The sequence below is a fragment of the Spongiibacter tropicus DSM 19543 genome, from assembly GCF_000420325.1.
Taxonomy (GTDB): Bacteria; Pseudomonadota; Gammaproteobacteria; order Pseudomonadales; family Spongiibacteraceae; genus Spongiibacter; species Spongiibacter tropicus.
Map to the genome: position 1 here is coordinate 50500 of NZ_ATUS01000006.1, position 26992 is coordinate 77491.

Here is a 26992-nt window from a genome sequence, read left to right on the forward strand (position 1 = left end):
CGCCGAGTATATTGTGATGAAAATATTGGTTACTGGCGGTGCAGGATTTATTGGCTCGGCGGTTATTCGCCACATCATGGCGAATACCGATCATCTTGTCGTCAACCTCGACAAGCTTACTTATGCGGGCAACCTAGAGTCATTGCCGGGCCTTGATGGCAATACCCGATACCATTTTGAGCAGGTCGACATCTGTGATCAGGCTGCCGTCGCGCGAGTCTTTGACGAGCACAGGCCCAGTGCGGTGATGCATCTCGCCGCAGAGAGCCATGTCGATCGCTCGATTGATGGGCCGGCAGAGTTTATACAGACCAATGTCGTTGGAACTTACGCCCTGCTGGAGGCGGCTCGCCGATACTGGCTTAGCCTTGATAACAAGGGACGCCAAGCGTTTCGTTTTCACCATATCTCTACCGATGAGGTGTACGGTGACCTGGAAGGGCCAGATGGACTGTTTACTGAAACCACGGCATATGCCCCCAGTTCGCCCTACTCGGCCAGCAAAGCGAGTTCCGATCATTTGGTCCGTGCTTGGGGGCGAACTTACGGCTTGCCTATATTGCTGACGAATTGCTCAAACAACTACGGTCCCTACCACTTTCCAGAAAAACTGATTCCGTTGGTCATTCTCAATGCTCTAGAGGGGAAACCTTTGCCTATCTATGGCGAAGGCGATCAGGTTCGCGACTGGCTGTATGTGGAAGATCACGCCCGGGCTCTGTTGACAGTTCTTTTGAAAGGTAAAGTTGGCGAGACCTATAACATTGGCGGTCACAATGAGAAGACCAATCTCAGTGTCGTTCAGTGTATCTGTGACCTCCTTGATAAGCGACGTCCTGATCGCCCGGCGGGCATTGAGAGTTACAGCGAGTTAATACGCTTTGTTCAGGATAGGCCTGGGCATGATAAGCGCTACGCAATCGATGCTGGAAAAATCCAGCGAGAGTTGGGTTGGGTTCCGCGAGAAACATTCAAAAGTGGCATAGAAAAAACCGTTGATTGGTATCTAGGTCACCTCTCATGGTGTCAACGGGTCCAAGATGGAAGCTATCAGCGCGAGCGGCTCGGAGTTACCCAAGGGGAAGAAAAATGAAGGGTATCGTTTTGGCGGGTGGAAGTGGCACTCGATTGCACCCCATCACCAAAGGAGTGTCTAAACAACTTTTGCCTGTTTACGACAAACCGATGATCTATTACCCGCTTTCAGTGCTGATGTTGGCCGGTATTCGAGATATCTTGATTATCACTACGCCGGAAGATCAGTCAGCCTTCAAACGCCTTCTAGGTGATGGACACGACTTTGGTATACGCCTGGCGTACGCTGAACAGGAGAAGCCGGAAGGCTTGGCGCAGGCCTTTATTATCGGTGAGGAATTCATCGGCGGTGAGAGTGTTTGCTTGGTTCTCGGCGACAATATTTTCTACGGGCAAGGTTTTCGCCCAATGTTGGAAGCCGCTGCGGAAAAGCGCTCAGGGGCGACGGTATTTGGCTATCAAGTCAAGGATCCTCAGCGTTTCGGCGTGGTTGAGTTTGACGATCAGAGACGGGCATTATCAATAGAGGAGAAACCCACCAAGCCGAAGAGCCATTTTGCGGTGACTGGTTTGTATTTCTATGACAGCCAAGTTGTCGATATCGCGAAGAAGATTACGCCCTCTGAGCGTGGTGAGCTAGAAATAACCTGTATCAATAATGCCTACCTCGAGAAGGGCGAGTTACATGTTGAGCTGTTGGGCAGGGGCTTTGCCTGGCTGGATACCGGGACGCATGATAGCTTGCTTGCTGCCGCACACTTTGTTGAAACGATAGAGTCGCGGCAGGGGTACAAGATTGCTTGCCTGGAGGAAATCGCCTACTTCCGCGGGTGGTTGACTGACAATGATATCGAACGTCTGGGGCACTCTCTCGGTAAGAGTGGTTATGGTGACTATCTGTTGTCGTTGCTGAGTTGCAAATGAACACGGCTCAGCCTGAGATGAGAATTGTTCATTGTATGAATGCTCAGAAGTTTACTGAGCCATTCATTGATTTTGTCGATCAGCATTTTGACGCCAAAGAGCATCGTTTCATCATCCGTGAAGACAGTAAGTTTCCCATCCAGGAACGTGAGAATGTGGTAGTCGTTCCCAAGGTTGTAGGCCGTCTAGCGCTATTTCGTTTGTACTATTGCGAGTTCAGGCAAGCTGAGAAAATTTTTCTGCATGGCTTGTTCGCAAAAGATCTGGTCAAAATACTTGCCCTACAATTTTGGGTGTTGCCCAGATGCTATTGGGTGATATGGGGAGCTGATCTCTATCACTATATTTTTCGGAAACGCAGTTTTACGGCGAATAACTTTGAACGTGTCAGAGCATTTGTTATCCGCCGTATGGGCCACCTGGTCAGCTATATAGCTGGGGATGTCGCTCTGGCCCGAGATTGGTATGGTGCGGAGGGAGTGGCACATTATTGCTTTATGTACCCCAGTAACCTCTATAAGTCATTTCCGGTAGTTGATCACGAGGTGTCCGGTGATGAGAGGGTGGTGTTGGTGGGTAATTCTGCAGACCCCAGAAACGAACATTTGGATACCCTGTCGCGTCTTTCCCGATTCTCTGGTGAGAACATTCGCATTGTCGCGCCACTTTCATACGGGCGGAAGCAGTACGCCGAAGAAGTGATTGCAGAAGGTAGGCGCTTGTTCGGTGAAAAATTTGAGGCAATTACTGGATTCATGCCGTTGGACGACTATATTCGCTTGCTCAGTAGTGTGGATATTGCGATCTTTAACCATCGTAGACAGCAGGCTATGGGGAACATAATTAGCCTGTTGGGGCTGGGGAAAAAGGTGTATATGCGAAGTGACATAACACCTTGGAGGTTGTTTGCCGATGAGGGGATTAAAGTCTTTGATATTGAGTTTCTGGATCTCGCTCCTCTTGAGCTTGGTCTCGCAGAGAGAAATCGGAAAATAGTGGCTGATGTCTTCTCTGAAGAAAATTTGATCAGGCAGTATAAAGAGCTGTTTGCACCGTTATGAACGTTGGTTTTTACATTATCGGCCGTAAAGGTTTGCTGGCCTTGCAGGCATTCGTTGTCGAGTTCGGCAATGCAGCGGTTTCTTTTGTTGAAGCGGCGCGGGATTCAGCTATTCAGTACGATGCCTTCGACGATATCTCGCAATACTGCGCCGACATTGGCTTGCCTTTTTTCGAGCGCGGGGCAGATATAAGCATAGCTGCAGATAAATGCGATGCGTGTTTTGCCATAGGCTGGCGCTGGTTGATTGATGACGGGGAGAAATTGGTTGTGTTTCATGACTCCCCGTTGCCGAAATACCGTGGCTTTGCTCCCTTGGTGAATATGCTCATTGATGGTCGGGAATATATCGCTGTGACGGCGCTGTTAGCGGCGAGTGAGTATGATCGCGGAGATATCGTCGCCCAGGCATCGCTGGCCGTTGAATATCCAATCAAGATTGCCGATGCAATCGAGTTAGCTGGGAGGCTCTATGCAAAGTTAACTGTCGACGTTGGGTATCTTATCCAGCGAGATGGTGTGGTAAAGGGCACGCCTCAAGACGACGCTGAAGCCAGCTACAGCCTGTGGCGAGATGAACAAGATTACCGTATTGATTTCACTTGCTCTGCAGCGGATATTGCTCGATTCATTGATGCAGTGGGCTATCCCTACAAAGGGGCATCCGCGATTGTTTCAGGGAATGAAGTGCGTGTATGCGCAGGCGAAGAATTTGCCGACGTTGCTATTGAAAATCGCAATGCCCATATCGGCAAAGTCATATTTATGAACGAGAAGTTCCCCGTGGTTGTATGTGGCTCTGGTTTGCTCAAGATTACAGATCTCCGTGGGGCTGATGGAGAGTCGTTGCTCGGTAGCTTTAGATTTCGTTCACGCTTTGAGAGTTGTTAATGAGAAACGCCATTCCATTTAATCGCCCCCCTTTTACCGGAAATGAGCAGCAGTATGTGCTTCAGGCGATGGGTAGTGAAAAAATTTCCGGAGATGGCCCATTCGGTAAGCGTTGCCAGCAGTGGTTCGATAGACAACTGCAGTGTGCTAGAACACTGCTGACGCCTTCTTGTACTCATGCGCTGGAAATGGCTGCGCTGTTGATTGATATTCAGCCCGGCGATGAAGTCATTATGCCGAGCTATACCTTTGTCAGTACGGCAAATGCTTTTGCATTGCGCGGAGCGAAGATCGTATTTGTCGACGTACGGCCGGATACGATGAATCTCAATGAACAGTTAATTGAATCGGCTATTACAGCTAGAACCCGCGCTATAGTGCCCGTGCATTACGCAGGAGTCGCTTGCGAAATGGATGCAATTATGGCGTTGGCAAATCGCCATGGTCTATACGTCATTGAGGATGCGGCACAGGCTATCCAAGCTTTTTATCGCGGTGCTGCGGTGGGTACTCATGGGCACTTATCTGCAATTAGTTTTCATGACACAAAAAATATTACCAGTGGTGGCGAAGGTGGTCTTTTGGTGATCAATGACCAGGAGTTCGCTGACCGAGCTGAGGTTATTCGTGAGAAGGGTACTAATCGCAGCCAGTTTTTCAGGGGGGCTGTCGATAAGTACTCTTGGGTGGATATCGGTAGTAGCTATTTGCCGAGTGAGCTGCAGGCCGCATATTTGTGGGGGCAGCTGGAATATGTTGATCGAATTATCTCGGATCGGCTACGTGCCTGGCATGCCTATAGTGAGGCGCTGAGGCCTTTGGCTGAGCGTGATTGTATTCAGCTGCCAACAATACCCGCGGAGTGTGACCATAATGCGCACATGTTCTATGTGAAAGTTAAAGACTTGAATGAACGTGGGGAGCTGATCACATACCTAAAAGAACATGATATCCAAGCGGCCTTTCACTATGTGCCTTTACACTCAGCCGTAGCCGGGCGTGATCACGGTCGCTTTCATGGTGAGGATCGCTACACAACGGTAGAAAGTGAGCGATTGCTGCGATTGCCTCTCTACTTCGGGATGAGTGAACTTGCTATTGAGCGGGTTACTGACGAAGTGAGCAACTTCTACGGCGTGTAATTGCCTTTTCAGACATCAGTCCAGATGTTGCCAGGTTGGTCATGACCGATAGTGCCCCCTGTAAATTTGTCCGGACTTCTCATCGCAACTCCCAAATGTGGCAGCTAGTATCGAGGGTTAATGTTGCCCTCGGTTGTCTGTGTGTACAGGTGGGCCGCCAGCGAACGAGAAGGAGAGACAACGATGAACGCGATTCAACCCGCAGCGGGAAACGCTGCTCCGCTGCGTGACGTTTACGACAAACAACGTACGGCCTATTTGGCGGCTCCGGTGCCAAGTCGGGAGGAGCGCCGTCAGGATTTGCTCAGCTTAAAGCGAATGCTGATGGAAAATCGCGAGGCGATCATCGAGGCCATCAACAGCGATTACGGTAACCGTTCCCGCCATGAGAGTCTGTTTGCCGAGGTGATTTCGGTGGCGGATTCGATCAACGACACGCTCAAGCACCTTAAAAAATGGATGCGGGTGCAGAAACGCCATGTCGATCACAGCATGTTTCCCGGTGGTAAAAACCGGGTGATTCCACAACCGCTGGGCGTGGTCGGTATTATTGTCCCCTGGAATTTCCCCATTAATCTGAGCTTTGTGCCCATTGCCCAGGCGTTTGCGGCGGGTAACCGCGCGATGGTGAAGATGTCGGAAAACTCGCGCGCGCTGACGGCGCTGCTTTGCAAACTGAGCGCCGATTATTTCCCCGCGGAGAAACTGCAATTTTTTGAGGAAACCGGCGGCGTCGGCATTGAGTTTTCCAAACTGCCCTTCGACTTGCTGGTGTTCACCGGGTCGGGCCAGACCGGCCGTTCAGTGATGGCATCGGCGGCGCAGAATCTGACGCCGGTGGTGCTGGAGCTGGGAGGCAAAGCCCCGGCGGTAATTGACCCCGACTACCCGCTTGAGAAAGCGGTAGGGCGGATCATGTTTATCAAGCAGTTCAACGCCGGGCAGATCTGCACCAACGTGGATTACGTGTTTGTGCACCGTTCTCAGCGCGAGGCCTTTATCAAGGAGGCGCAAGCGTATGCGGCGAAACACTGCCCGGATATTCGCAGCAAGGACTACACGGCGATTATTGACGAGCGTGCTTTTGAGCGACTGCAGGGCACCCTGCGGGATGCGCGCGACAAGGGTGCGACAGTGCTGTGTCTGAACGAAACGGAGTCCGATCCTGAGCTGCGCAAGCTCGCCATGCACCTGGTGCTGGATACCACGCCGGAAATGATCATTCGTCAGCGCGAAACCTTTGGCCCGCTGCTGATGGTGATGGAGTATGAACAGCCGGATGAAGTGATTGCTTACATCAACGCCAATGATCGGCCACTGGCGTTTTACCCTTTCACGAATAGCCGCGCCTTGGCCGAGCAGTATATCGAGCGCACCATGTCGGGTGGGGTGACGGTTAACGACGCCCTGTATCATCTGGCGCAACACGATATGCCCTTTGGCGGCGTGGGTGGCAGTGGCATGGGTCATTATCACGGCTATGAAGGTTTCGTGACGTTCAGCAAGCTGCGTCCCGTCTTCTACCAGCCGGGCTTCTCGCCCATGCGCTGGTTGCGGCCGCCCTATGGCCGTTTCGCAACCCGCTTCTACAACCTGCTATTGAAATTGAAGTCCTGAATTCTGAGGGCTGCGGCCCTCTGTCTTCCCACACAGCAAAACAATAAACATTCGGGGGAATGATGCTTAATGTTCAACGGGCGGCGTGTGCCGCCATCGCCGTGTTGTGTCTGTCAGCTTGCAGTCGCGAGCCCGTGGCAAATAATGAGCCGGACCTGCAGCCGGTGACCGGCGCAAGAATTGTGTCCGCCGAGCAAGGGGAATGGCTGAGTCATGGCCGCGATTACGCCGAGCAGCGTTTCAGCCCGCTTACTCAAATTAATGATCAGACGGTTAAGGAACTGGGACTCGCCTGGTTTGCACCACTGCCCACCCGCCGCGGTATTGAAGCGACACCGCTGATGGCCGATGGCGTGTTGTATGTAACCGCATCCTGGGGGCATGTACTGGCTTTCGACGCCAGAAGCGGTGAACCGCTGTGGCATTTCGATCCCAAGGTGCCAAAGGATTACGGCGTTCGAGGCTGCTGTGATGCGGTGAATCGCGGTGCCGCTCTGTGGGGGGACAAGGTGTATGCCGCCAGTTATGACGGACGCCTGAATGCCCTGGACCGCAACACCGGCGAACTGGTCTGGCAGGTCGATACCCGGCTGAACACTGAGGATCCTTACACCGTGACGGGCGCGCCACGCATTGTTAACGGTCTGGTGATTATCGGCAACGGGGGGGCCGAGCTCGGGGTTCGCGGCTATGTGACGGCCTACGATGCCGAAAGCGGTGAGCAGCGCTGGCGCTTCTTTACGGTGCCGGGCAATCCTGCAGAGGGTTTTGAAGATGCGACGCAAGCGCGCATAGCCAAAACCTGGTACGGCCAATGGTGGGAGAACGGCAAGGGCGGCGGCACGGCCTGGGATTCCTTCGCTTTCGATCCGGCGCTGAACCTGCTGTATATCGGTGTGGGCAACGGCTCCAGCTGGAACCGTAAGATCCGCAGTGAGGGCAAGGGGGATAACCTGTTCCTGTCCTCCATCGTCGCGGTGAAGGCCGATACCGGTGAGTATGTCTGGCACTACCAGACCACGCCCGGCGACAGCTGGGATTACACCGCCACCCAGCACATGATTCTTGCGGATATCGCCATTGATGGCGAGCCGCGCAAGGTCATTATGCAGGCCCCGAAAAACGGTTTCTTTTATGTGCTGGATCGCGAGTCGGGCGAGTTGCTGTCTGCTGAAAAGTACATGCCGGTGAACTGGGCCAGTCATGTCGATATGGAAACCGGTCGCCCGGTTGAGGCACCGGGGCTGCGCGATGGCAGCTTCCCCGGCATGGTCCAGCCCGCGCCCAGCGGTGCCCACAATTGGCAGCCCATGAGCTACAGCCCGAAAACCGGACTGGTCTATATTCCCGCAATGGTGTCGGGGGCGATCTACGCCGATGACTTTTCCGCAAAGGATCGTGGTGGTGTTTGGAATACCAACTATGCCATCGCTCCCATGCTCGAAGTCCCCGACGCGGTTCCCGTTGAGCAGCGTGCGCAAATGGGCGAAATGCTGCTGAAATCGGTGCTGGTCGCCCGCGATCCGGCCAGTAACAGGGAGGTTTGGCGCGCCGAGGGCGGCTATTTCTCCAGTAGCGGTCTGCTGTCGACGGCTGGGAATCTGTTATTCCAGGGCGATTTGGACGGCATCTTCAGGGCGAGGGCGGCCGACACCGGCAAAGTGCTGTGGCAAACAGATGTTCAGGGCGGATTGATGGCGTCGCCGATGAGTTACTCGCTCGATGGAGAGCAGTACATTGCGGTGGCGCAAGGCTGGGGTGGGATCAGTGGCCTGCCTTACGGGGCGGTTTCCGGGCCGCGCAATATGATTAATATCAGCAGACTGATGGTCTACAAGCTCGGGGCCGAGGCGGAGCTGCCAAGCGTTGAGGTGACTGAACAGCGACTGCCAAAGCCGACGCTGGAGCCGGGAACGGACGAACAGCGCGCGGAAGGAAGAGAGCTGTTTAATCTGTATTGCTCCGTGTGTCACGGCGGCAATGCGATCAGTGCCGGTTTGATCAGTGACCTGCGCTACCGTATCAACGATCTCGGTGATAGCTGGCAGGCCATCGTTCGCGATGGTGCGATGGCGTCGTTAGGAATGCCCGCTCGTGGTGAGTTTGTATCGGAACGCGAGGCCGAAGCGATTAAAGCCTATGTGATTGAGCAGGCACGGCTGGGGCATGAGCGCGGCGAAAAACGTCTGGTGCCCGCGCGGTAAGCGCGCCATTTTCAGGAATAAAAAAAGCAGCCCTCGGGCTGCTTTTTTGTTTGGGCGGGCTGTCCTATTTGGCTTGGGCCAAGGTGACCGGCTGTGTGTTTTCCAGCGCGTTTAGAAACGCGACGATGCTGGCGGTATCGGCATCGCTCAACTCGCGACCCAGTTGCAGCCAGGCCATCTGCTTGACCGCTTCGTCCAGTGTCGCCACCGCGCCATCGTGGAAATAGGGGGCGGTGCGGGAAATATCCCGTAGTGACGGCACCTTGAACACATAGCGGTCGCTGGCCTTGCCGGTCAGTTCCTCGCGGCCTTTGTCCTCGGTATTGGCATAGGGATTCACACTACCCATTTTCTGGTACATGGAGCCGCCCAGCAGCGCGCCACTGTGGCAGGCAATGCAGCCGGTTGATATGAAGGTTTTCAGGCCTTGTTTCTCTTGCGCGTTCAAGGCTGTGTCATTGCCCTTCAGGAACTCATCAAAGCGATCGCGGGTGATCAGTGTACGTTCGAACGCGGCAATCGCAGCGGCGACATTGTCGTAGTTCAGAGCGCTGTCTTCGCCGGGGAACGCCTTGGCGAAAGCGTCTTCATAACCGGCCTTGCGCAGTCGTTTCACTGCGGTTGCCTCATCGGGTACCGCCATTTCTACCGGGTTGAGGATCGGGCCCTTGGCTTGCTCTTTCAGGTCAGCGGCGCGGCCATCCCAAAATTGGGCGAGATGGAAGCCAGCGTTAAACACACTGGGTGAGTTGCGATTGCCAAAGCGGCCTTCCAGTGCGCCCGGAGAGGTGGGGTTGTTGTCCACGCCGGCGCCCTGATTGTTGATCTGGTGGCAGCTATTGCAGGACTGCTCGCCATTGATCGACAGGGCAGTTTCAAAATAGAGTTTTTCGCCGAGTGAAATCAGCGCTGGGCTGTCGTTCTCTGCCCCCGGCATGCTTTCCGGCAGGGGTTTGAAAAAAGTTTGAGCCTGGGCACGAAGCCCGGCGTCGGCCGCTGCTGATGTCGCCGCGAGGATCCCGGCAATATTTAGGCAGGCAATGGCAAGAGTCTTCTTGAACACGGCTTTTACGCTCCCTAACAAAAAAAGAAAGCCGCAATTCTATCGGCGTGTTGCGACGCGGTGAAATTCGTAGTCCCTATCGTCAGAATAGTTTTTAACAATGAATCGCGCGGCGTTTCCTGCCGCAGGTGCTCTGTTTAGCTGCTGCCAGCGTAGTGATGCTAGCTACTCATTATCTGGAGCACACTATGCGTCGCTTGGTTTTATTGGCATTGCCCATCTCGCTGCTATTGGCGTGTGTCAGTCCACGTAAGGCGCTGCCCGTGTCCGCTAGCGTTGATCTTGAGCGCTTTATGGGAGACTGGTACGTCATCGGCTTCATACCGTTGTTCCCTGAGCGCAACGCTCACAATGGTATCGAAAGTTATGCCTTGCGTGAGGACGGGGGCGTTGCAGTTGCCTACCAGTTTCGCAACGGCAGCTTTTCATCCCCGCTGAAAACTTATCGGCCCACAGCGGAGATTGTTCCCGGCACCGGTAATGCTCAATGGAAGATGCAATTCATTTGGCCGTTTGAGGCGGATTATCGCATTGCCTATGTGTCCGAGGATTACCGCGAAACCATCATTGCACGCGCCGCGAGAGACTATGTCTGGTTGATGGCGCGCTCACCGAGTTTGCCGGAAGCGCGCCTGCAGGCTTTGCGAAAGCGTATCGCTGAGATGGGCTACGACATGGCAAAATTCCGCATGCAGCCGCAGCAGTGGCCAGAGGCCGAGTCGCGCCGAGCGCCTTTCCCTCAGGGCGATTGAGCTGCCACAGAACCCCGTTCTGAGCGCCTCACCCGTTTGGGTGTTTCATATTTTACTTACGCTCCTACTTCCCGTTAGCAGATTGCATGTGCACAGAAACGGTGCTAACTGTATGTGTGAGGTAGCTAATACCTCGTAACTTACATGCAGCAATCGCAATAACAATAACGAGAGAAGCAACTCTCATACTTATAATGATAAGGGAGTGGAAGCATGAAGAAGATGGACGCATTGTCCGGACTGGCACGGGCGTCGCTGCCGGTCGCCATCGCCTTGGCCGTTACCCAGCCGTTGAGCGCGTCGGCACAGGTGCTGGAAGAAGTTCTGGTCACCGCCGAGCGACGTGTCGAATCCCTGCAGGATACGCCGATCTCCATTACCGCACTGACCAGCGATGCCATCGAGAAACGCGGCATTACCAACGCAGAAGATATGTTTGGCTCCATTCCCGGTATGGGCGGTGCAACCGTTCCCGGTTCGCGAGGCGCCTTGGGCATGAGCATTCGTGGCGTTTCCGCTGGCGGCGCCAATAATATTTCTCTGGACCCGGCGGTGGGCATGTATATCGACGGTGTGTATGTCGGCAAAATGCTGGGTACCGCCATGGACGTTGCCCAGATCGAGCGCATCGAGATTCTGCGCGGGCCGCAGGGCACACTCTATGGCCGCAACTCCACGGCGGGCGCGCTGAATGTGATTTCCCGCAAGCCCTTGGGTGAATTTGCCGCCGACGTTACGGTGGGTATTGGTAATTACCGCGCCCGCACCTTGAAGACTAATGTCGATTTTGACTCGATTGGTGAGATTGGCGAAGGCGCCGGTCGCCTCGATGCCGCCGTGAGCTTTATGTTCAAAGACCGGGACGGCCTCTATGACAACTACTCCGGCGGCGGAGATTTCGACAGCCTGAATCGCCGGGCCTGGCGCGGTGCTCTGCGCTGGCATCTGAGCGACAGCTTTGTGGTGGACTACGCCTATGACTACAGCAAGCTGGATGAGAACGGCTCTCTGCAGAAAGTGGTGGGGTTTACACCGCTGACAACGCAGGGCACCAATCGCGTTGATTTCCTGCGAAATACGGTGTTGCCTGCAGCGCAGGGCTTTAACCTGAATCCGGTTGCAGATCCCCGGATCGCCGCGCGATGGATACCGTCGATCAATGAAACAATAGCGGCGTATGAACGCGCTGAAGCTCGCGGCGAGGGGCGACCGGATGGGGGTTGGGCTGATGACACGCCAACCAGTGAGAATGAGTCCAACGGGCATGCGATTACTGCAGAATGGAATCTCGGTGAGCTAGGTTTACTGGGGGACGTCACCTTCAAATCCATCACGGCGTATCGCGATATTGAAACCTATGTCTTTGGGGATATCGACGATATCGATAGCAGCCTCGATGCAAATGGGATCGGCGCTTACAACGATAACTTACACGCTACCTTGCTACAGCTATACGCCGATCCGTCGAGTTTCGGGGCGAGCAATCCAGGCATTGATGCCTTGTGGGGCGCAGTAGATCAGATTGGTGCCGGTCACACCAAGCAGGACACGCTGTCGAATTACGAACAGGTCTCGCAAGAACTCCAATGGCTGGGTGCCACTCAGCAACTGGACTATGTGTTGGGCCTGTATTGGTTTGGCGACGAATCAAAGTTCGATCGGCGAGCTAATTTCTCGTCGCCGCTGGCGGGTGTCCAAGCTCAGAAATATGAGCTCAATACCGCGGCGCGTGCAGCCTATACACAGGGCACCTATCGCTTTGCCAGTTTAAGTGATCGGCTCGCGCTAACCGTGGGGCTGCGTTATACCGAAGAGAAGAAGGCTATCGACTATGATTTTGGTGCTGTCCTGACTCCGTTTGGTTTGTCGCCCGCGCAGATGGCAAATCGCAATAATCACTTTTACAACTTCAGTTATAACGCCACTGTTGCCTACGATGTGACGGATCAGCTTAATGCCTTCGTTCGCTATGCAACCGGTTATCGTTCCGGCGGTTTTAATGGTGAAGTGTTCGATAACGGCTTTGAAGAAGAGTTGATGAAGCAGTTGGAGGTTGGCGTGAAGTCTGACTGGTTCCAAAACCGGCTGCGTGTGAACGGTTCGCTGTACGCTTATGACTACGATGATATGCAGACGAGTACCGTGTCGATATCCCCGGGTGGCCAGGCAACCACCACGATCATCAATGCCGGCCGCGCCGAGCGTTGGGGGGGCGAGCTGGAGGTGTCTGCCGCGCCGATAGAGAATATGGTGGTCAGTCTGGGTTATTCCTATATCCACGGGGATTTTGAAGAGTATCCCGATACCTGCGATGCCAATACCTGTATTGAGGCCGACGATCTTGCCAAGCGCAGTAATTCGCCGAGTAATAAGGTGAATGCCAGCTTGGATTACACCTTCGCCACAACGTCTATCGGGGCCTTTAATCTTTTCCTCGACGCTACCTGGCAAGACCAGTGGAACTCCATTGGTTTTGTGAGTTCGGTGACCAGTGATGGCATGGGCGGGGAGGAGCCCTACCAATATGACTTGAGTCCGATGGACGAGCGGTTAATCGTCAATGGCCGTCTCAGCCTGCGGGATATCCCGGTGAAGCAGGGCGATCTCAGTGTCTCGCTTTGGGTGAACAATATCACTGATGACGACTACCCGACCTTTGGCATTAACTTCCAAAGCCTGGGTTTGATTACCGAGCAGTACGGTCCGCCGCGCACCTACGGCCTGGATGTGCGTTACCGCTTCTAAGCGCTGCCTGCCAATCTCACAACGCGACCTGCCTGCAGGTCGCGTTTTTTTATGCCGCTTGTTTTCCGGCATTCTCCAACAGCTGCCGAATAAAACGGTACTGCTCAAACATAAACCGCCGGGTCAGCCTCGATGTCGGCGCAAGCGCGTCGAAGGCGTGAGGTGCCCCTTCAACGACTGACAGCCGGCAATCTACGCCACCAGCGGCAAGACGCTCTGCATAGCGCAAGTCTTCTTCGTAAAACAGATCGATATCGCCCACACCCAGCCAGGTAGGCGGTAAGCCAGTCAATGAGGCACGACGAGATGGCACGCTGTAGTTCGGCGCGTGCAATCCTCCAGCGGCCTGATTCAAGTAGGCAGCCCAGCCTGCGGCGTTGTTGCGATTGTTCCAGACAAAGTGCCCCTGCTGTGTCAGCTCCTCGCGAAGTGCGGTGCGATCATCCAGCATGGGGTAGTAAAGAATCTGGCCAAGCGGTTTAACCGGGCTGATATCGCAGAGTTTTTGCACCAGCGCAGCAGCCAGACCGCCGCCCGCCGATTGACCGGCGACGATGATTCGGTCGCGGCGGATGTTCAGGGTATCGGCATTTTCCTGCATCCAATCCCAGGCCGCCATGCAGTCGTCCAGCGGGCCGGGAAATGGCGTCTGTGGTGCCAAGCGATAGTCGACGGATACCACCAACAGATTCAGTTTGCGTGCATAGCGTTTGCAGTCGATCGCATTCATCCGATGCGAACCCAGTACGTAACCACCGCCGTGAATCCAGAGTATGGCGCCTGCTGGAGGCGTTCTCGTAGGGCGATAAAGCAGCAGTGGTGTAGGGCCTGCCTGTGCTTCACTAATGGTCACCAGATCGCTGGAGCGCGGTTTTGGCAGCGAGCGAGACAGGGTCCGCAGCAGCGGCAGCAGACGCTTGTGTACCGGAATACCCGGAATCGCTTTGACGGTGCGGCGGAAGTCCGGGTGCACCCGTTGAATGTCCATGTATGTTTGCTCCGGTGTGCGTGCACAGTAACGGCGATGTGGGTCAGGGGGCGTCGAGCTTGCGTTCCAAGGTGGCAATCATGTCGGCCAGCCCTTCATCCAGAATGGCTTGAGCGCTCAGTTGCTCGTGGTAGGGGCGCAGCATCAGGTAGTGCTCCTGATCCTCTCGTGCCAATTCATCCAATTGTGCGAAGGAAATGGGGGAGTGGAAGCCCCCCATCAGCTCGGCATTAACGAGTGCGATGGCTTCACAGGTAAATAGCCAGCTGTTAATCGCCAATGCCCTGCCTTCGAAACCCGCCTGTTGCAGGGTCGTGCTGACGATCCGTGCAATTCGCAACCAGCCTGAGGAGGTTTTGCCATCAATGCCAGTCACCTTGATCATGATGGGATAGCGGGCGGCGAGTGTGCGAAGCGTGGCGACCCAGTCCTCAAGCGTGCGCTGCCAGGCTTGATCAGCGGGGGCGGTGGGCATTTCAAACTGCTTACAGATGTGATTGGAGAGTTCCGCCAGGAGGGCTTCGCGACTGGGGAAATAGTTGTACAGTGCCATCGACACGGTATCCAATTCCTCGGCAACCTTGGCCAGCGTAAAGCCCTCAATCGAGTACTGCTCCAGCAGCTTCATCGAGGTGTCGATGATCATCTCCCGAGAGAGGCGACTCGGACGCCCGGCACCCGAACGCTTTGCCGGTTTTTTCTCGGACTTGGCGGCGTTGCGAGCCGGGGACTTGCGCTTGGCGCGGTCAGCCATCAGCGTAAATACCTTATCGGTAAAAAGACGCTAAGATATTAGCAAGTGCACTATTAACTGTCAGTACAAGGTTCGGCTGCCTGTCGCTCGTCGGCCCGCGACATGGGGAGTATTCATGGAATATCAAACGCTTAACTATCACCTTGAAAACCGCGTCTTGACGCTGACGCTGAACCGCCCGGAGCAGCTGAACGCGTTTACCGTGGAAATGGCCAATGAGCTTGAGCAGGTATTCCGCCGGGCCAGTGACGACGATGACGTAGGCGCCATCGTGGTGACCGGTGCAGGGCGGGCATTTTGCGCGGGGATGGATCTGTCTTCAGCGGGTAATGTGTTCGGCCTCGACGAGTCGCAGCAGCCCTCGTTGGAGGACATGGAAACACGGTTGGACACGCAGGAAATGATTGACGGCGTTCGCGATACTGGCGGCCGTGTCACGCTGGCGATCTACGATTGTAAAAAGCCGGTTATTGCTGCGATCAACGGCCCCGCTGTCGGTATCGGGATTACCATGACATTGGCCATGGATATTCGCCTGGCCTCTGAAAACGCGAAAATTGGCTTTGTTTTTGGTCGTCTCGGGATTGTGCCTGAGGCCTGCTCGACGTGGTTCTTGCCGCGTATTGTCGGTCTCTCCCAAGCGCTGGAGTGGTGTTATGAGGCCAATGTGTTTGATGCGGCAGAGGCGCTGAGAGGCGGGCTGGTTCGCTCCGTGTCGGCGCCGGATCAACTGTTGTCCGACGCCCAGGCCATCGCGGCACGGCTGGCCGCCCGTTCCCCGGTTGCCACCGCCTTGACCCGCCAGATGATGTACCGCAACTCCGCCCAGCCGCATCCCCTCGATGCCCATAAAATTGATTCATTGAGCATGTTTTACCTCAGCCAGGGCGACGGCAAAGAAGGCGTCAGCGCATTTCTGGAAAAGCGAGATGCGCAGTTTCAGGGGCGCGTTTCTACCGATATGCCACCGTTCTACGACGCGTGGAAAAAGACCCGCTGAGCGCGGCGTCAGACCAGCCCCAGGGCCAGCGCGCTGCTGATCGCCTGGGTGCGGGTTTTTACCTGTAACTTGTGGAAGATGTTCTTCAGGTGAAATTTCACCGTGTTCTCCGAGACAAACAGGTGGCGGGCAATATCCTTGTTGGTCTGTCCCTTGGCGAGCAGGGACAGCATCTGCATTTCTCTGGCGGTCAGGGATTCGGTGAGCTGGGCCGCTTCGGTGCCGGCTTGCGGGGCGCCTTCCCGATGCGTGGCATGGCTTCGCAGCTTGTTGATATAACGCCCGATATTCGCCGGCCAAAGTGCCGTGTCCTGAGCCTGTATCAAGGTCATCAACTCGGGGCCTTCATCGATAATGCTGCGGACAAAACCGTAATCGGCGGCCATGGTCAGGGCAATCTTCAGTTCCTTGCTGGCGTGATCTGCCTTGTTTTGACGGGATTTCCACAGCGCGCTGAGCAGACGCAGTTTCAGTTCGCGGGGAATGCGGTTGTTGTCCCGGGCGTCGACGATGGCGTCGCCAAGTTGCTGCTCCAGTGTCTCGTCATCGCCAAGGTAGACGGCCAGTCGCAGGCGGCCCAGTTCGGGATCTTCGCTGGCTTCGGAAAAAGGCAGATAAGGGCGCGGTGAGATGGCGTGCTTGTCCGCGCTTTGATTGTCGGCCATCAGCTTGGCGGATTGGATGTCGCCGCGAATAATCGCGCGTCGAATCGCTTCCCAGTGACAGAGTTGGATCACCCGCTGCCAGTTGGCGGTAATGCCGATATCCTCCAGCGACTCCAGCAGCGCCTCTGCCTGCGCCGCCTCGCCACGGGCGTCATAGAGTCGAATCATCGGCAGATAGGCCGCGGCCACAAAATCCAGCAGCAGACCGGTATCGATTTCCTTGCGGTACTGGGTAAACACCTTCATCGCCGTCTCGGTATCGCCTTGCTCATACAGCGGATACAGGGTGCAGCAAACCGTGGCGACGGCCGCGTAGGAATCTTCGATATCCAGGCCCTTGGCTTTAAGTGCCGACATGCTGCGCTGGCAGGCTTCGTCGACGCGCCCCTGCAGGTAGCAGCTGATAATTGTCAGGCCGGTGTTGTAGCCTGCGAGAAACGGCGCCTGTCCTTCGTGGCTGTGATTACGCCCCAGCGCAATATGGTAACGGGCGGCGGCAAAGTTGCCGTGGGCAATATCGTTAAACGCCTGAATATTCGCGGCAGCGCCAAGCTCGAAGGCCCAGAAGCCTTCCGCCTCGTGATTCTCGGTATTGATGATGCTGGCATTGGCAAAGCAGCGCTCCAGATTATCCAGCGCCATTTCCACCACGGCCATGGTGATCTGTCGCTCGGTGCGGAACTGGCTGTCGAGCTGCGCCTCATCGAGATTGCGCAGTATTTCCAGATAGGGCAGTACCTTGTTGCGGCGGCGCAGAAACGTCAGCGCCCAGGTGATTTTTACCGCCAGCCGCGGGTATTCGCGAATATGCTCAATGGGCAGCCGCGCCGCCCAGCGCTCGACACTGTGCAGGCAGGCATTGGTAATCTGCTCGCTGGCCCAGATATCCATGGCCTGCGTTGCAAGGTTGAAGTTGTTGGCGTTGAGGGCGTGACGCATCGCGTCTTCATAGAGCCCCTGCGCCATCGACCACTCCGCCGCGCGGGCGTGAATCTTGCGGTAACGGCTCACCGAGCGTTTCAGCATCAGCTCGCGCAGGTAGTGGGCGAACAAGGCGTGAAACTGGAACCAGCAACGTTCATTGTCGATGTTGTTCAGGAACAGGCCCTGCTGTTCAAGCTGCTCAAGCAGAGCCTGACTGTCTTCCCGGCCGGTGATGTATTCGCAGAGCGCCGCATTCAGCCGCGGCAGCATGGCGCAACTCAGCAGGAAGTCTTGAATGTCTTCGGCTTGCTGGGCCAGTACATTGCTCGACAGGTATTCGGTGATTTGAAAAGGTGTATAGGACTCGAGATTGTTCAGCGACTCCCGCACCGGCATCCGCGACAGGGTCAGGCGAAACAGTTGCAGCGCGGCGGGCCAGCCTTCGGTCCGGCTGTATATCGTCGACAGCTCCTCCTCGCTCAGCGACAGCCGTTGCTCGGTGGTGAAAAACTCGCGGGCTTCGTCCAGTGAAAATTTGAGCTCGTCGTAGCGGATCAGTTCGACCTGCTGATTGACCTGCATTTCCGGAATGCCGATACGCGGCAGCGAGCGGGAGCCGATAAATACGCAAACGCGGGCGGGCAGGTTGATGATGATATTGCGAAACAAGGCCTCGACCTCGCCTTCATCGATGACCTGAAAATCGTCAAAAAACAGGTGAATATCCCGGTCCATTTCCAGCAGCCGGTTGTTGAACTGGTCCGCCAGCCCCTTGGGCAGCGATGTTGCGGCGGCCGCCTGTTCGTGTGTGGGTGGGCAGGCGTCCTCAAGCTGAGAAAGCAGATGATTGAGGTGGTTCATCAAGCGGGTGAGATCGTTGTCGGCGTCGTCGAGTTTCAGCCAGGCGGTTTGAATGCCGCGTTGCACACTGTCGCGCAGTAATTGCTGCAAGAGGGTGGATTTGCCGTGTCCGGCCGGCGCCTGTACCAGAAAACAGTGCACGGCGGGGTTGTCACGGATACGGCGGATCAGGGCGTCACGGGAAACCAGCTTGCGGTCCCCGCCGGGGACCTGAAACTTTTGCTGGAACACGGGTGTGCGTTGACTGCTGGGCTTCGCGGACATGGCAATGCGATCTTTTTTATTGTTTTTACCGGGGGCGGAGGACGGGGCAACTACGCCGGTTCGGCGATTTGCACCATCACTTTGCCGTCATTATCCCCAGTGTACAGCGAACGCAGCGCCTCGGGCGCTTTTTCCAGTCCCTGCTGACAGTTGAGCCGGAACTTGAGCTGCCCGTCACGTAGCCACTGGGCCAGATAGCTCTGCATGCGCGGAAAATCGGCCGCGTGGTCCAGAATCACAAAGCCCTCAATTTTCAGGCGCTTCATAATGCTGTTGTGAAACATATAGGGGCCGGGAACATTCTCTGCCGAGTTATACATGGAGATCAGTCCACAAATGACCACCCGGCCGTTGTTGTTCATCAGCTTCAGGCAACTGTCCAATACGGCACCGCCCACATTTTCAAACTGCACGTCGATGCCGTTTGGACAGGCTTGCGCGAGTTGCGTCTCGAAGTCATCGAGCTTGTAGTTCACGGCAGCATCGAAGCCCAGGGTTTCGGTCAGCCACTGACATTTGGCGTCGCTGCCGGCAGTGCCGACAACGCGACAGCCGCTCAGTTTGGCGATTTGCCCCGCGAGGCAACCCACGGCGCCAGAAGCCGCGGTGACCACGACGGTTTCTCCGGGGCGGGGCTGGCCGATATTGAGCAGCCCGTGATAGGCCGTTGGTCCGGCGATGGCCATGATGCCAAAGGCCATGTCCAGCGCCAGTCCGTCGGGCGCGGCGAACGGCTGTACCTGAGTGGCGTCCAGAATGGAGTAGTCCGCCCATTCCCCCAGCGCGGTGACGAGCTGCCCGGGCTGGTAGAGTCGGCTGCGCGATTCCACCACCTGACAGAGGGAGAACGCTTTCATGCAGTCGCCGAGGGCGATCGGCTCCATATACAGCTCTTCGCGCTCCCCCAGCCACAGGCGGTTGGTGGCATCCATGGAAATCAGCAGGTTTCTGACCAGCAGCTCACCTTCTTCGGGAGTCGCAACGGCACGCTCCTGCAGGCTGAATGTTTGGGCATTGACCAGAGATTCGGGACGGGTGTCGAAGCGCCAGTAACGGCTGGACTGGGGTCGGCTCATGCCTGTGACTCCTTGTGACTCATTATTGTTTATAGGAATACCTCTTTTGTACCGCAAAAGGCCGGGAGCAATCATCTACCCGTTAGGGTAGTGCTCGTTCGTTTTCAGACTTCGCATAATTTCCCTCAACGCCAGCAGCAAACTGTCACCTAGTGGCAGCAAGAACTGCTCGTATGGGTAGTAGTCCGCTCAGGGCTGCTTCACCAGAATGCCCACATAAACCTATAAAAAGAGAATTGGCATGGGAAAACTCATCAATATTGATAACGGCGGCACCCTGACCGATATCTGGGTTCTGGATGGTGAGAACTCGTATCACACCAAAACCATTACCACGCCGTATGACCTCAGCAAGTGCTTCTTTGAAGGCCTGAAAAAAGTCTCGGAAGACATTTACGGCAAGGAAGATCTGCGGGCGCTGCTGCAATCCACCGACCATATCCGCTACTCCACGACTCAGGGGACAAACGCACTGGTCGAACGCAAGGGGCCCAAGCTTGGTCTGTTGCTCAACGGCGGTGACCGCAGTTGGTGCTGCGACGACGATCAGCAGCGTGCCTTGTTCGATGGGCTGCTGGGTGACCGCGTAGCCGTGCTCCCTGCCGATGCGGAAGGTGAAGCTTTTCAGCGGGCGTTGACCGATGCGGTGAACAGTCTGTCTGCAAGCGGCGCCAGCCGTATTGTGGTGGCCTACACCGGTGAGGATTACGCCGCGCAGGAGAGTGCCTTGCGCAAGGCGATGCTGCGCGCCTATCCCCGGCACCTGCTGGGCTCGGTACCCGTCCTTTACGCCAGTGCGCTGTGCCGTCACAGCAATCCGAATACCCGCCTGTGGACCTCGCTGTTCAATGCGTTTCTGCATCCGGCGATGGAGCGCTTTCTGTACAACACCGAAGGCGATCTCTCTCAGTACCGCATGCGCAACCCCCTGTTGGTCTATCGCAACGATGGCTACTCGGGGCGGGTGGCAAAAACGGTGGCGCTGAAAACCTACAGCTCTGGTCCCCGCGGCGGTGCAGAGGGGGCGCTGGCTTACAGTCGCTACTACCAGGCCAAACGGGTAATCACCATCGATGTGGGCGGCACTACCACCGATATCGGCCTGATTGAAAATGACCGCATTGTCGACAACCGCTACGGGCTGGTTGAAGGCGTGCGCTGTGCCGACCCGCTGGCGGAAATTGTCAGCGTCGGCGTTGGCGGTGGCTCGATTATTCGGGCGGAGAACGGCGCGATTTGTGTCGGGCCGGAATCGGTCGGTGGTGCGCCTGGTCCGGCCTGCTTTGGCATGGGCGGCGAGCTGGCCACCATCACGGATGCACTGCTACTGATGGGGCTGCTCGATCCCAAGACGTACTTCGGCGGCAAGCTGGCATTGCGCGCCGACAAGGCCGAGGCCGCGGTGCGCAAACACGTTGCCGAGCCGCTGGGGCTGGATGTGCCCTCTGCCTGTCTGCAAATGCTGGATGCCTGGGCGGGAAAAATTGCCGACGGCATTCGCGACTACACCGACATTACCGACGACTCCGTACTCATGGCCTTTGGCGGCGGCGGCCCCATGGGCGTGGCGGCCATCGCCAGAAGCGCCGGCATTGCCAGTGTGCTGATTCCACGCTTATCGGCGGTGTTCAGCGCGCACGGCATCGGCTTCAGCGACATTGCGCATATCGCCTCTGAAACCGTTGATGGTGGCGACGACGATGCTCTGAGCCGTGCCTTTGACGTGCTCAAAGACCGGGTGCTCAGGGATATGCGCACCGAGGGTTACGAGGCGGAGGAGTGTCGCCTGGAAGCCTGGTGCGACACCGAGCAGGGGCCGGTAGACCTGCCGATAACGGCGGAGTTATCGCTGGCTGATGTCTCCCTGCCCGATGAGCGGCTGTTGCTGAACGTGCGTGCGGTGAAGGCGATTCACCATGCCCGTCTGGCCGACCCGGCCGACCTGCAGGCCATGGCAGCGGTGCCCGAGGGTGAGCGTTCACTGCTGGTCGCGCAAGAGAGAACACAAGCGGTGCCGGTGTATCGCGTCGAACAGCAGCAGGCCGGCGCACAGGCCAGTGGCCCGGCGGTACTGGAAGAAGCCTTCTGGACCTGCGCCGTGCCCGATGGCTGGGATTTCCGCTTCACCGCCAACCGCGACATTTTGCTGAACGTGACCAGCCAGCGTCAGACGAGCTGAATAAGGAGAAAAATAATGAAAGTTCAGGTAACCGAATACCTCAGGGTCGACCTCAATGAAGAGCAGTGGGAATGCAATCGCTGTGACCATGTGCTGGGTTCTGCGCGAGAAAACTACAAGCATTTTTTGCTGATCCACGACCGCAATCCCCGCGAAGTTCACGAGCCGCTGCTGGACCCGGAGCGCTACCGTTTCTGCTTCTCGCCAGACCCGGAAGTCTGCGTGATCTATGAATTCTACTGCCCTAACTGTGGCGTGATGATGGACGTGGAATACACCGTTCCCGGCCACGCACCCCTGCACGATCTGGAATTGGACATCGACTCGCTGCGGGAGAAATGGCGCGGTGTGCCGGACAGCAGCACTGGCAGCGTCAAGGCATAAGGGGGGCGAGCAGATGAGACGTATTGCAGTAGATATCGGCGGTACCTTCACCGACTGCTTTGTCAGTTGGGATTCCCGCTTTGTACAGACCAAGGCACTGACCAGTCACCACAATCTGGCATTGGGCTTTAATGATGCGCTGGATCAGTCCTGCGAAATTCTTAACGTTGACCGGCGCGAGTTGTTGCAGGCGGTGGATTCTGTGCGTTACGCCACCACTCTGGGCACCAACGCGTTGATCGAGCGCCGTGGCCCCAAGGTCGGCCTGCTGATTACCAGCGGCTTCGACAGCACCATTCCCATCTCCCGCGGTCGCGGGTACGGCGATGGTCTGCCGGATGAGAAGGCCCGCGATCTGTCCCGTGCCCGGCGCCCCGATCCCATTGTTCCCATTGCGCGGATTCGCACCGTCAAACAGCGGATGAACTACCGTGGCGAGGTGTTGATGGACCTCGATGAGCAAGATGTGCGCAACAAGCTCAAGGAGCTGGTGGATGCCGGTGTGCAGGCCATCGTGGTGAACATGATCAACTCGGTGGAAAACCCCGAGCACGAGCTGCGTATTCAGGAGATCTTCGAAGAGGAGTTTCCCTCCTCGATGCTCGGCGCGATTCCCATGGTGCTCTCCCATCAGGTGGTCGGGCGCAAGGGCGAATACGTGCGGACCTCGTCGGCCATTATCGACGCCTTCCTGCATTCCGCCATGTATTTCGCAATGAACGCGCTGGAGCAGAACCTGCGGGAAAACGGTTACGACCGGCCGATGCTGTTGGTGCATAACTCCGGCGGTATGGCGCAGTTGAACTCCACCGATGCGCTGAAGACCCTGCACTCGGGCCCCGTTGCCGGCATTCATGCCGCCGGTCAGCTCGCCCTGCAGGGCGATGTACAGAATATTGTCTGCGGCGATATGGGCGGCACTTCCTTCGATATCGGTCTGATTACCGAGGGCGGCACCAAACACTACGATTTCAGCCCGGTGGTTGATCGCTGGCGAGTCACCTTGCCGATGGTGCACCTGGTGACATTGGGGGCCGGGGGTGGCTCTATCGCCAGCTACGACCCCATCTTCGACACCGTGCGCATCGGTCCGGAAAGTGCGGGCAGTGACCCCGGTCCGGCCTGCTACGACCGCGGCGGTATGAACCCCACCGTCAGTGATGCCGACCTGATCCTCGGCTACCTCGATCCGGAGAACTATGCCAAGGGCGCGATTCCGTTGAATAAGCGTCGCTCGTATCAGGCGCTGGAAGATATCTGCGACGAGATGGATATCGACGAGGTGGACGCGGCTCTGCTGATCAAGTCCATGGCCGACAGCGAAATGGCGGCGGGACTGGTGCGCGAACTCAATGGCGGCGGTTATCAGGCCTGCGACTTTGTCTTTCTGGCCTACGGCGGCAATGGTCCGCTGCACTGCTGCGGCATTGCCGACAAGGCGGGCATTCGCCGTATTCTGGCGCCGCCCTACAGCAGCGTGTTCTCCGCCTGTGGCGGTGCCGGGCTGGACCAGATGCACATCCACGAGAAGAACGTCTCACTGGGCTTTTACAACAAGCACACTCGCTCGTTGTACAACCAGTACGACGCTTTCAACGCGCTGGTTGCCGATCTGGAAGAAAAGGGGCGACAGGATCTGCTGCGTCAGGGCTTCAAGGACGAGGACATTCAGTACGTGCTCGAACTGGATATGCGCTATGGCATTCAGAAAATGGAAATCAGTATCGCGCTGGACAATCGCCGACTGAGCAAACCGGGCGAAGTGCTGGCCGCCATTGAGCAGATGAACGACGACTTCGGCAAACGCTACGGCAAGGAGATCGTATCGCCCGAGTCGGGAGTGTGGGTCACCACCATTCGCGTCGTATCACGGGTGGATTTGGGCACGGTCACCTTTGATGATCTTGCGCCTCCTGCGCAGCGTATCGCGCCGCCGACGCCGGTGGCACATCGGGAGTGTCACTTCCAGGCCGCCGACGGTGCGGTAGCGACCCCGATCTACGGTATCGAGGCCCTGCAGCCCGGCGTGCAGATCGATGGACCCGCCATCGTCAATCCCGGCGAAACCACGTACCTGGTCGAGCCCGGCTGGACCTATGTCGCGGCAGCACAGGGCGCGGTGTGGTTTCTGCGCAATACCCCCTCTGACGAATAACAACAAGAAGCCGGCGGTCGCCCGTCGGCTCAGGAGAACATCATGACAACGAATACCCCCGCATTGAATCCGGATACCGCCGACGAGAGCACGCTGGTCAATACCTTTCTCAGCAAGAACCGGGCGTTTCTCGGTCCCGATCCGGAAATTCAGCGCAACCACCATGTGGCGCCGCGCAGCGAGCGCGAAGAGCGCGTCCTCTCCGGCGAGGTCGACAATAATCTGTTTGCCGAGATCCGCTCCGGTTTGCGGGCCGCGCTGGACGAGACCTTCAAGATTGCCGAGATGACGGTGGCCTCACCTGCGGCGCAGTGCGCGGATATGTCTACCGGTTACTTCACCGCCTCGGGTGACCTGTCACTGGCCTCGACCCGCGGTGTGGCCGGCTTCACTGTGAGCCTGCATTACCCCATTCGTTTCATTCGCAAATATTTCGAGCAGGATGAAACAGTGGGTATTAAAGAGGGCGATGGTTTCCTGCTCAACGACGCCCACTACGGCGGTATTCACAGCCCGGACCAGCACCTGTTCATGCCGATTTTTGATCAGGGCGAAATCGTTAGCTGGTGTGTCTGCGCGATGCACGAAGGGGAAATCGGCGCGCGGGTGCCCGGGGGTATGGGGCCGATGATTGAGTCGCCCTGGGACGAAGGGCTGCGCGGTTCACCTATTAAAGTGGTGGAAAATTACGCGCTGAAAACCGATCTGGTGACCTTTCTGCAGAACAGTTGTCGCGAGCCCCAGACCATGCTGGCCGACCTCAAGGCGCGGCTGGCGGCCTGCTGCCGACTTGAGCGCCGAGGCAAGGAACATATCGCTCGCTACGGCATTGATTCGGTTATCGGCTTTCTGCGCAGCAATGTGGAATTCATGCGTGACGAAGGGCGTCGACGTATTGCCGAGCTGCCGGACGGCACTGTGCGCACCCAGTTCTACATTGATGACACCATGCGCGAACCCGCGCTGATGAAGGTGGTGTACAACTTTACGGTGAAGGGTGACAAGGTCATCGTCGATCTGCGTGGCAGCTCGCCCGAGCTGTTTAACCGTCCCATCAACAGCCTGCTCAGCACCCAGGTGCTGGGTGTGGCAATCACCCTGGCCCACCATATCTGGCCGGATATGCCTTGTGCGCAGGCCATTATCGACTGCTTCGAGTTCATCACCGATCCGGGCACCATTCCCGACTGTAGCGATCAGGTGCCGGTGGCGCTGTGTGTGCAGCCCATGTTCAAAATCATGACGGCGGCCGAACTGGCCTTCGCCAAACTCTACTTCGGTGCGCCCAAGCAGTATGGCAAAACCAAGGCCGGATGGTTTAACCAGCCCGCCGCCATTATCTACGGCGGCATCAACCAGCATCAGGATTCCTGCGGCAATATGTGCGGCGACCTGAACGGCATGGCCGGGGGCGCAAAATGCGATGAGGACGGCGAACACAGCATCGCCCCCTGTTTCGGTGCCAATGTGGATATCGGCGAGAGCGAAGAAGCGGAAGAGCAACTGCCGTTTATCTATGCGATTTCCAAGCGCATCTGGCCGGGCAACTGTGGCTTTGGCAAATTCCGCGGCGGCGCGGCCTACGAATACGGCCTGATGCGCTACGGTGAACAGCCTTTCGGCTTCCAGACCTTTACCGCCGGCTCCTACTTCCCGTCGACCTTCGGGCTGTTCGGCGGCTATGCCTGTCCGACCTATGGCACGGCGCGGGTACGTGGCAAAAACCTGTTCAAGACGATGAAAGAAACCCCGGAGCTGTTCGAGGCGTCCATGGCCACCATCATGAATGAGCGGCCCATCGAAGGTGCCGAATACACCAGTCATTCGATGGCGGTGGCTTTTGAACTGTATCCGGAAGGCGAGCTGTTCATGACCAGTCAGGGCGGCGGTGGCGGCTACGGCGATGTGCTGGACCGCGATCCGGAGCTGGTGGTGAAAGACCTTGAAGAGGGCCTGATCAGTCACACCACGGCCAGTTCGCTCTACGGGCTGGTCTACGACGAGAAGACCCTGGCTGCCGATCTGGAGGCCACGGCCGAGCGCCGCGATGCCATACGCCGTGCGCGTATTGAGAAGGGCCTCAGTTGGGATGCGTTTATGGCGACCCGCGTCAAGGCGCAGCCACCCGAGGGCGTGCCGTTCTTCGGTGCCTGGAACGACTCCAAGGAACTCTACTGCGGGCCTTTCGGCAAGGCGCTTCCCGGTGAACTGCCGCCGATTATTTTGCCTGATCCCAAAGACGTGGAGATTCAGGAATTGAAAGCGAAGCTAAACGCTTTGCAGGGCTAGTCCGGTCGGTGCCCCAGGGC

Annotated in this window: 19 protein-coding genes; 14 read left to right on the forward strand and 5 right to left on the reverse strand. The window is 56.8% G+C overall.

Annotation, left to right across the window (positions count from 1 at the left end):
• Positions 1-16 precede the first annotated feature (16 nt).
• From rfbB to G411_RS21110, 7 genes are all read left to right on the forward strand, one after another.
• Complete coding sequence (rfbB, locus tag G411_RS0117895) at positions 17-1093, forward strand: dTDP-glucose 4,6-dehydratase (protein ID WP_022960577.1); 1077 nt, start codon at positions 17-19, stop codon at positions 1091-1093.
• Positions 1090-1959 carry a glucose-1-phosphate thymidylyltransferase RfbA gene (rfbA, locus tag G411_RS0117900; RefSeq protein ID WP_022960578.1) on the forward strand — a complete coding sequence of 290 codons (870 nt, stop codon included), beginning with the start codon at positions 1090-1092 and terminating at the stop codon, positions 1957-1959. Before rfbB ends, rfbA begins: the two co-directional genes overlap by 4 nt.
• On the forward strand, positions 1956-3020 hold the full coding sequence (locus tag G411_RS0117905; protein WP_022960579.1) for a TDP-N-acetylfucosamine:lipid II N-acetylfucosaminyltransferase family protein: 1065 nt from the start codon (positions 1956-1958) through the stop codon (positions 3018-3020). Before rfbA ends, G411_RS0117905 begins: the two co-directional genes overlap by 4 nt.
• Positions 3017-3910 (forward strand): methionyl-tRNA formyltransferase, encoded by an 894-nt coding sequence (locus tag G411_RS21715; protein ID WP_022960580.1) that lies wholly within the window; start codon positions 3017-3019, stop codon positions 3908-3910. Before G411_RS0117905 ends, G411_RS21715 begins: the two co-directional genes overlap by 4 nt.
• Positions 3910-5052, forward strand: coding sequence for a dTDP-4-amino-4,6-dideoxygalactose transaminase (gene rffA, locus G411_RS0117915; RefSeq protein ID WP_022960581.1), 1143 nt, complete (start codon positions 3910-3912; stop codon positions 5050-5052). Before G411_RS21715 ends, rffA begins: the two co-directional genes overlap by 1 nt.
• Positions 5053-5235: 183 nt before the next feature.
• Complete coding sequence (locus tag G411_RS0117920) at positions 5236-6669, forward strand: coniferyl aldehyde dehydrogenase (protein ID WP_022960582.1); 1434 nt, start codon at positions 5236-5238, stop codon at positions 6667-6669.
• 59 nt (positions 6670-6728) lie between these two features.
• Positions 6729-8873, forward strand: a complete 2145-nt coding sequence (locus tag G411_RS21110) for a PQQ-dependent dehydrogenase, methanol/ethanol family (RefSeq protein WP_022960583.1) — start codon at positions 6729-6731, stop codon at positions 8871-8873.
• 64 nt (positions 8874-8937) lie between these two features.
• On the opposite strand, the gene G411_RS0117930 is transcribed toward G411_RS21110, so the two are convergent.
• Positions 8938-9936 carry a cytochrome-c peroxidase gene (locus G411_RS0117930; RefSeq protein ID WP_022960584.1) on the reverse strand — a complete coding sequence of 333 codons (999 nt, stop codon included), beginning with the start codon at positions 9934-9936 and terminating at the stop codon, positions 8938-8940.
• Between the two features lie 188 nt (positions 9937-10124).
• Here G411_RS0117930 and G411_RS0117935 point away from each other — a divergent pair, with 188 nt between their 5' ends.
• Together G411_RS0117935 and G411_RS0117940 are read left to right on the forward strand one after the other, a co-directional pair.
• Complete coding sequence (locus tag G411_RS0117935; protein WP_022960585.1) at positions 10125-10688, forward strand: lipocalin family protein; 564 nt, start codon at positions 10125-10127, stop codon at positions 10686-10688.
• A 213-nt stretch (positions 10689-10901) separates the two neighbouring features.
• A complete protein-coding gene (locus tag G411_RS0117940) occupies positions 10902-13433 on the forward strand; it encodes a TonB-dependent receptor (protein WP_022960586.1) in 2532 nt (843 codons plus the stop codon).
• A gap of 49 nt (positions 13434-13482) precedes the next feature.
• Here the strand turns inward: G411_RS0117940 and G411_RS0117945 are convergent, their stop codons facing one another.
• Positions 13483-14421, reverse strand: a complete 939-nt coding sequence (locus G411_RS0117945; protein WP_022960587.1) for an alpha/beta hydrolase — start codon at positions 14419-14421, stop codon at positions 13483-13485.
• 43 nt (positions 14422-14464) lie between these two features.
• Positions 14465-15175 (reverse strand): TetR/AcrR family transcriptional regulator, encoded by a 711-nt coding sequence (locus G411_RS0117950; RefSeq protein WP_022960588.1) that lies wholly within the window; start codon positions 15173-15175, stop codon positions 14465-14467.
• A gap of 115 nt (positions 15176-15290) precedes the next feature.
• On the opposite strand from G411_RS0117950, the gene G411_RS0117955 reads away from it, so the two are divergent.
• Positions 15291-16175: a crotonase/enoyl-CoA hydratase family protein gene (locus tag G411_RS0117955; RefSeq protein ID WP_022960589.1), complete on the forward strand. Its 885-nt coding sequence runs from the start codon at positions 15291-15293 to the stop codon at positions 16173-16175.
• Between the two features lie 8 nt (positions 16176-16183).
• Here G411_RS0117955 and G411_RS0117960 read toward each other — a convergent pair whose 3' ends face one another.
• Positions 16184-18889, reverse strand: coding sequence for a winged helix-turn-helix domain-containing protein (locus G411_RS0117960; RefSeq protein WP_022960590.1), 2706 nt, complete (start codon positions 18887-18889; stop codon positions 16184-16186).
• A gap of 50 nt (positions 18890-18939) precedes the next feature.
• Positions 18940-19965, reverse strand: coding sequence for an NADP-dependent oxidoreductase (locus tag G411_RS0117965; RefSeq protein ID WP_022960591.1), 1026 nt, complete (start codon positions 19963-19965; stop codon positions 18940-18942).
• Between the two features lie 241 nt (positions 19966-20206).
• Here G411_RS0117965 and G411_RS0117970 point away from each other — a divergent pair, with 241 nt between their 5' ends.
• Genes G411_RS0117970 through G411_RS0117985 form a run of 4 tightly spaced genes read left to right on the forward strand, consistent with a single transcriptional unit; the run spans position 20207 to position 26972 of the window.
• Positions 20207-22144, forward strand: coding sequence for a hydantoinase/oxoprolinase family protein (locus G411_RS0117970; RefSeq protein ID WP_022960592.1), 1938 nt, complete (start codon positions 20207-20209; stop codon positions 22142-22144).
• 15 nt (positions 22145-22159) lie between these two features.
• Complete coding sequence (locus G411_RS21115; protein ID WP_022960593.1) at positions 22160-22528, forward strand: acetone carboxylase subunit gamma; 369 nt, start codon at positions 22160-22162, stop codon at positions 22526-22528.
• A 13-nt stretch (positions 22529-22541) separates the two neighbouring features.
• A complete protein-coding gene (locus G411_RS0117980) occupies positions 22542-24683 on the forward strand; it encodes a hydantoinase/oxoprolinase family protein (protein ID WP_022960594.1) in 2142 nt (713 codons plus the stop codon).
• Positions 24684-24725: 42 nt separating this feature from the next.
• Positions 24726-26972, forward strand: a complete 2247-nt coding sequence (locus G411_RS0117985; protein WP_022960595.1) for a hydantoinase B/oxoprolinase family protein — start codon at positions 24726-24728, stop codon at positions 26970-26972.
• The last annotated feature ends 20 nt before the right edge of the window (positions 26973-26992 follow it).

Coding starts and splice junctions, on each gene's coding strand:
- rfbB (WP_022960577.1), top strand. CDS start 17: ATGAAAATATTGGTTACTGGCGGTGCAGGATTTATTGGCTCGGCGGTT.
- rfbA (WP_022960578.1), top strand. CDS start 1,090: ATGAAGGGTATCGTTTTGGCGGGTGGAAGTGGCACTCGATTGCACCCC.
- G411_RS0117905 (WP_022960579.1), top strand. CDS start 1,956: ATGAACACGGCTCAGCCTGAGATGAGAATTGTTCATTGTATGAATGCT.
- G411_RS21715 (WP_022960580.1), top strand. CDS start 3,017: ATGAACGTTGGTTTTTACATTATCGGCCGTAAAGGTTTGCTGGCCTTG.
- rffA (WP_022960581.1), top strand. CDS start 3,910: ATGAGAAACGCCATTCCATTTAATCGCCCCCCTTTTACCGGAAATGAG.
- G411_RS0117920 (WP_022960582.1), top strand. CDS start 5,236: ATGAACGCGATTCAACCCGCAGCGGGAAACGCTGCTCCGCTGCGTGAC.
- G411_RS21110 (WP_022960583.1), top strand. CDS start 6,729: ATGATGCTTAATGTTCAACGGGCGGCGTGTGCCGCCATCGCCGTGTTG.
- G411_RS0117935 (WP_022960585.1), top strand. CDS start 10,125: ATGCGTCGCTTGGTTTTATTGGCATTGCCCATCTCGCTGCTATTGGCG.
- G411_RS0117940 (WP_022960586.1), top strand. CDS start 10,902: ATGAAGAAGATGGACGCATTGTCCGGACTGGCACGGGCGTCGCTGCCG.
- G411_RS0117945 (WP_022960587.1), bottom strand. CDS start 14,421: ATGGACATTCAACGGGTGCACCCGGACTTCCGCCGCACCGTCAAAGCG.
- G411_RS0117950 (WP_022960588.1), bottom strand. CDS start 15,175: ATGGCTGACCGCGCCAAGCGCAAGTCCCCGGCTCGCAACGCCGCCAAG.
- G411_RS0117955 (WP_022960589.1), top strand. CDS start 15,291: ATGGAATATCAAACGCTTAACTATCACCTTGAAAACCGCGTCTTGACG.
- G411_RS0117960 (WP_022960590.1), bottom strand. CDS start 18,889: ATGTCCGCGAAGCCCAGCAGTCAACGCACACCCGTGTTCCAGCAAAAG.
- G411_RS0117965 (WP_022960591.1), bottom strand. CDS start 19,965: ATGAGCCGACCCCAGTCCAGCCGTTACTGGCGCTTCGACACCCGTCCC.
- G411_RS0117970 (WP_022960592.1), top strand. CDS start 20,207: ATGGGAAAACTCATCAATATTGATAACGGCGGCACCCTGACCGATATC.
- G411_RS21115 (WP_022960593.1), top strand. CDS start 22,160: ATGAAAGTTCAGGTAACCGAATACCTCAGGGTCGACCTCAATGAAGAG.
- G411_RS0117980 (WP_022960594.1), top strand. CDS start 22,542: ATGAGACGTATTGCAGTAGATATCGGCGGTACCTTCACCGACTGCTTT.
- G411_RS0117985 (WP_022960595.1), top strand. CDS start 24,726: ATGACAACGAATACCCCCGCATTGAATCCGGATACCGCCGACGAGAGC.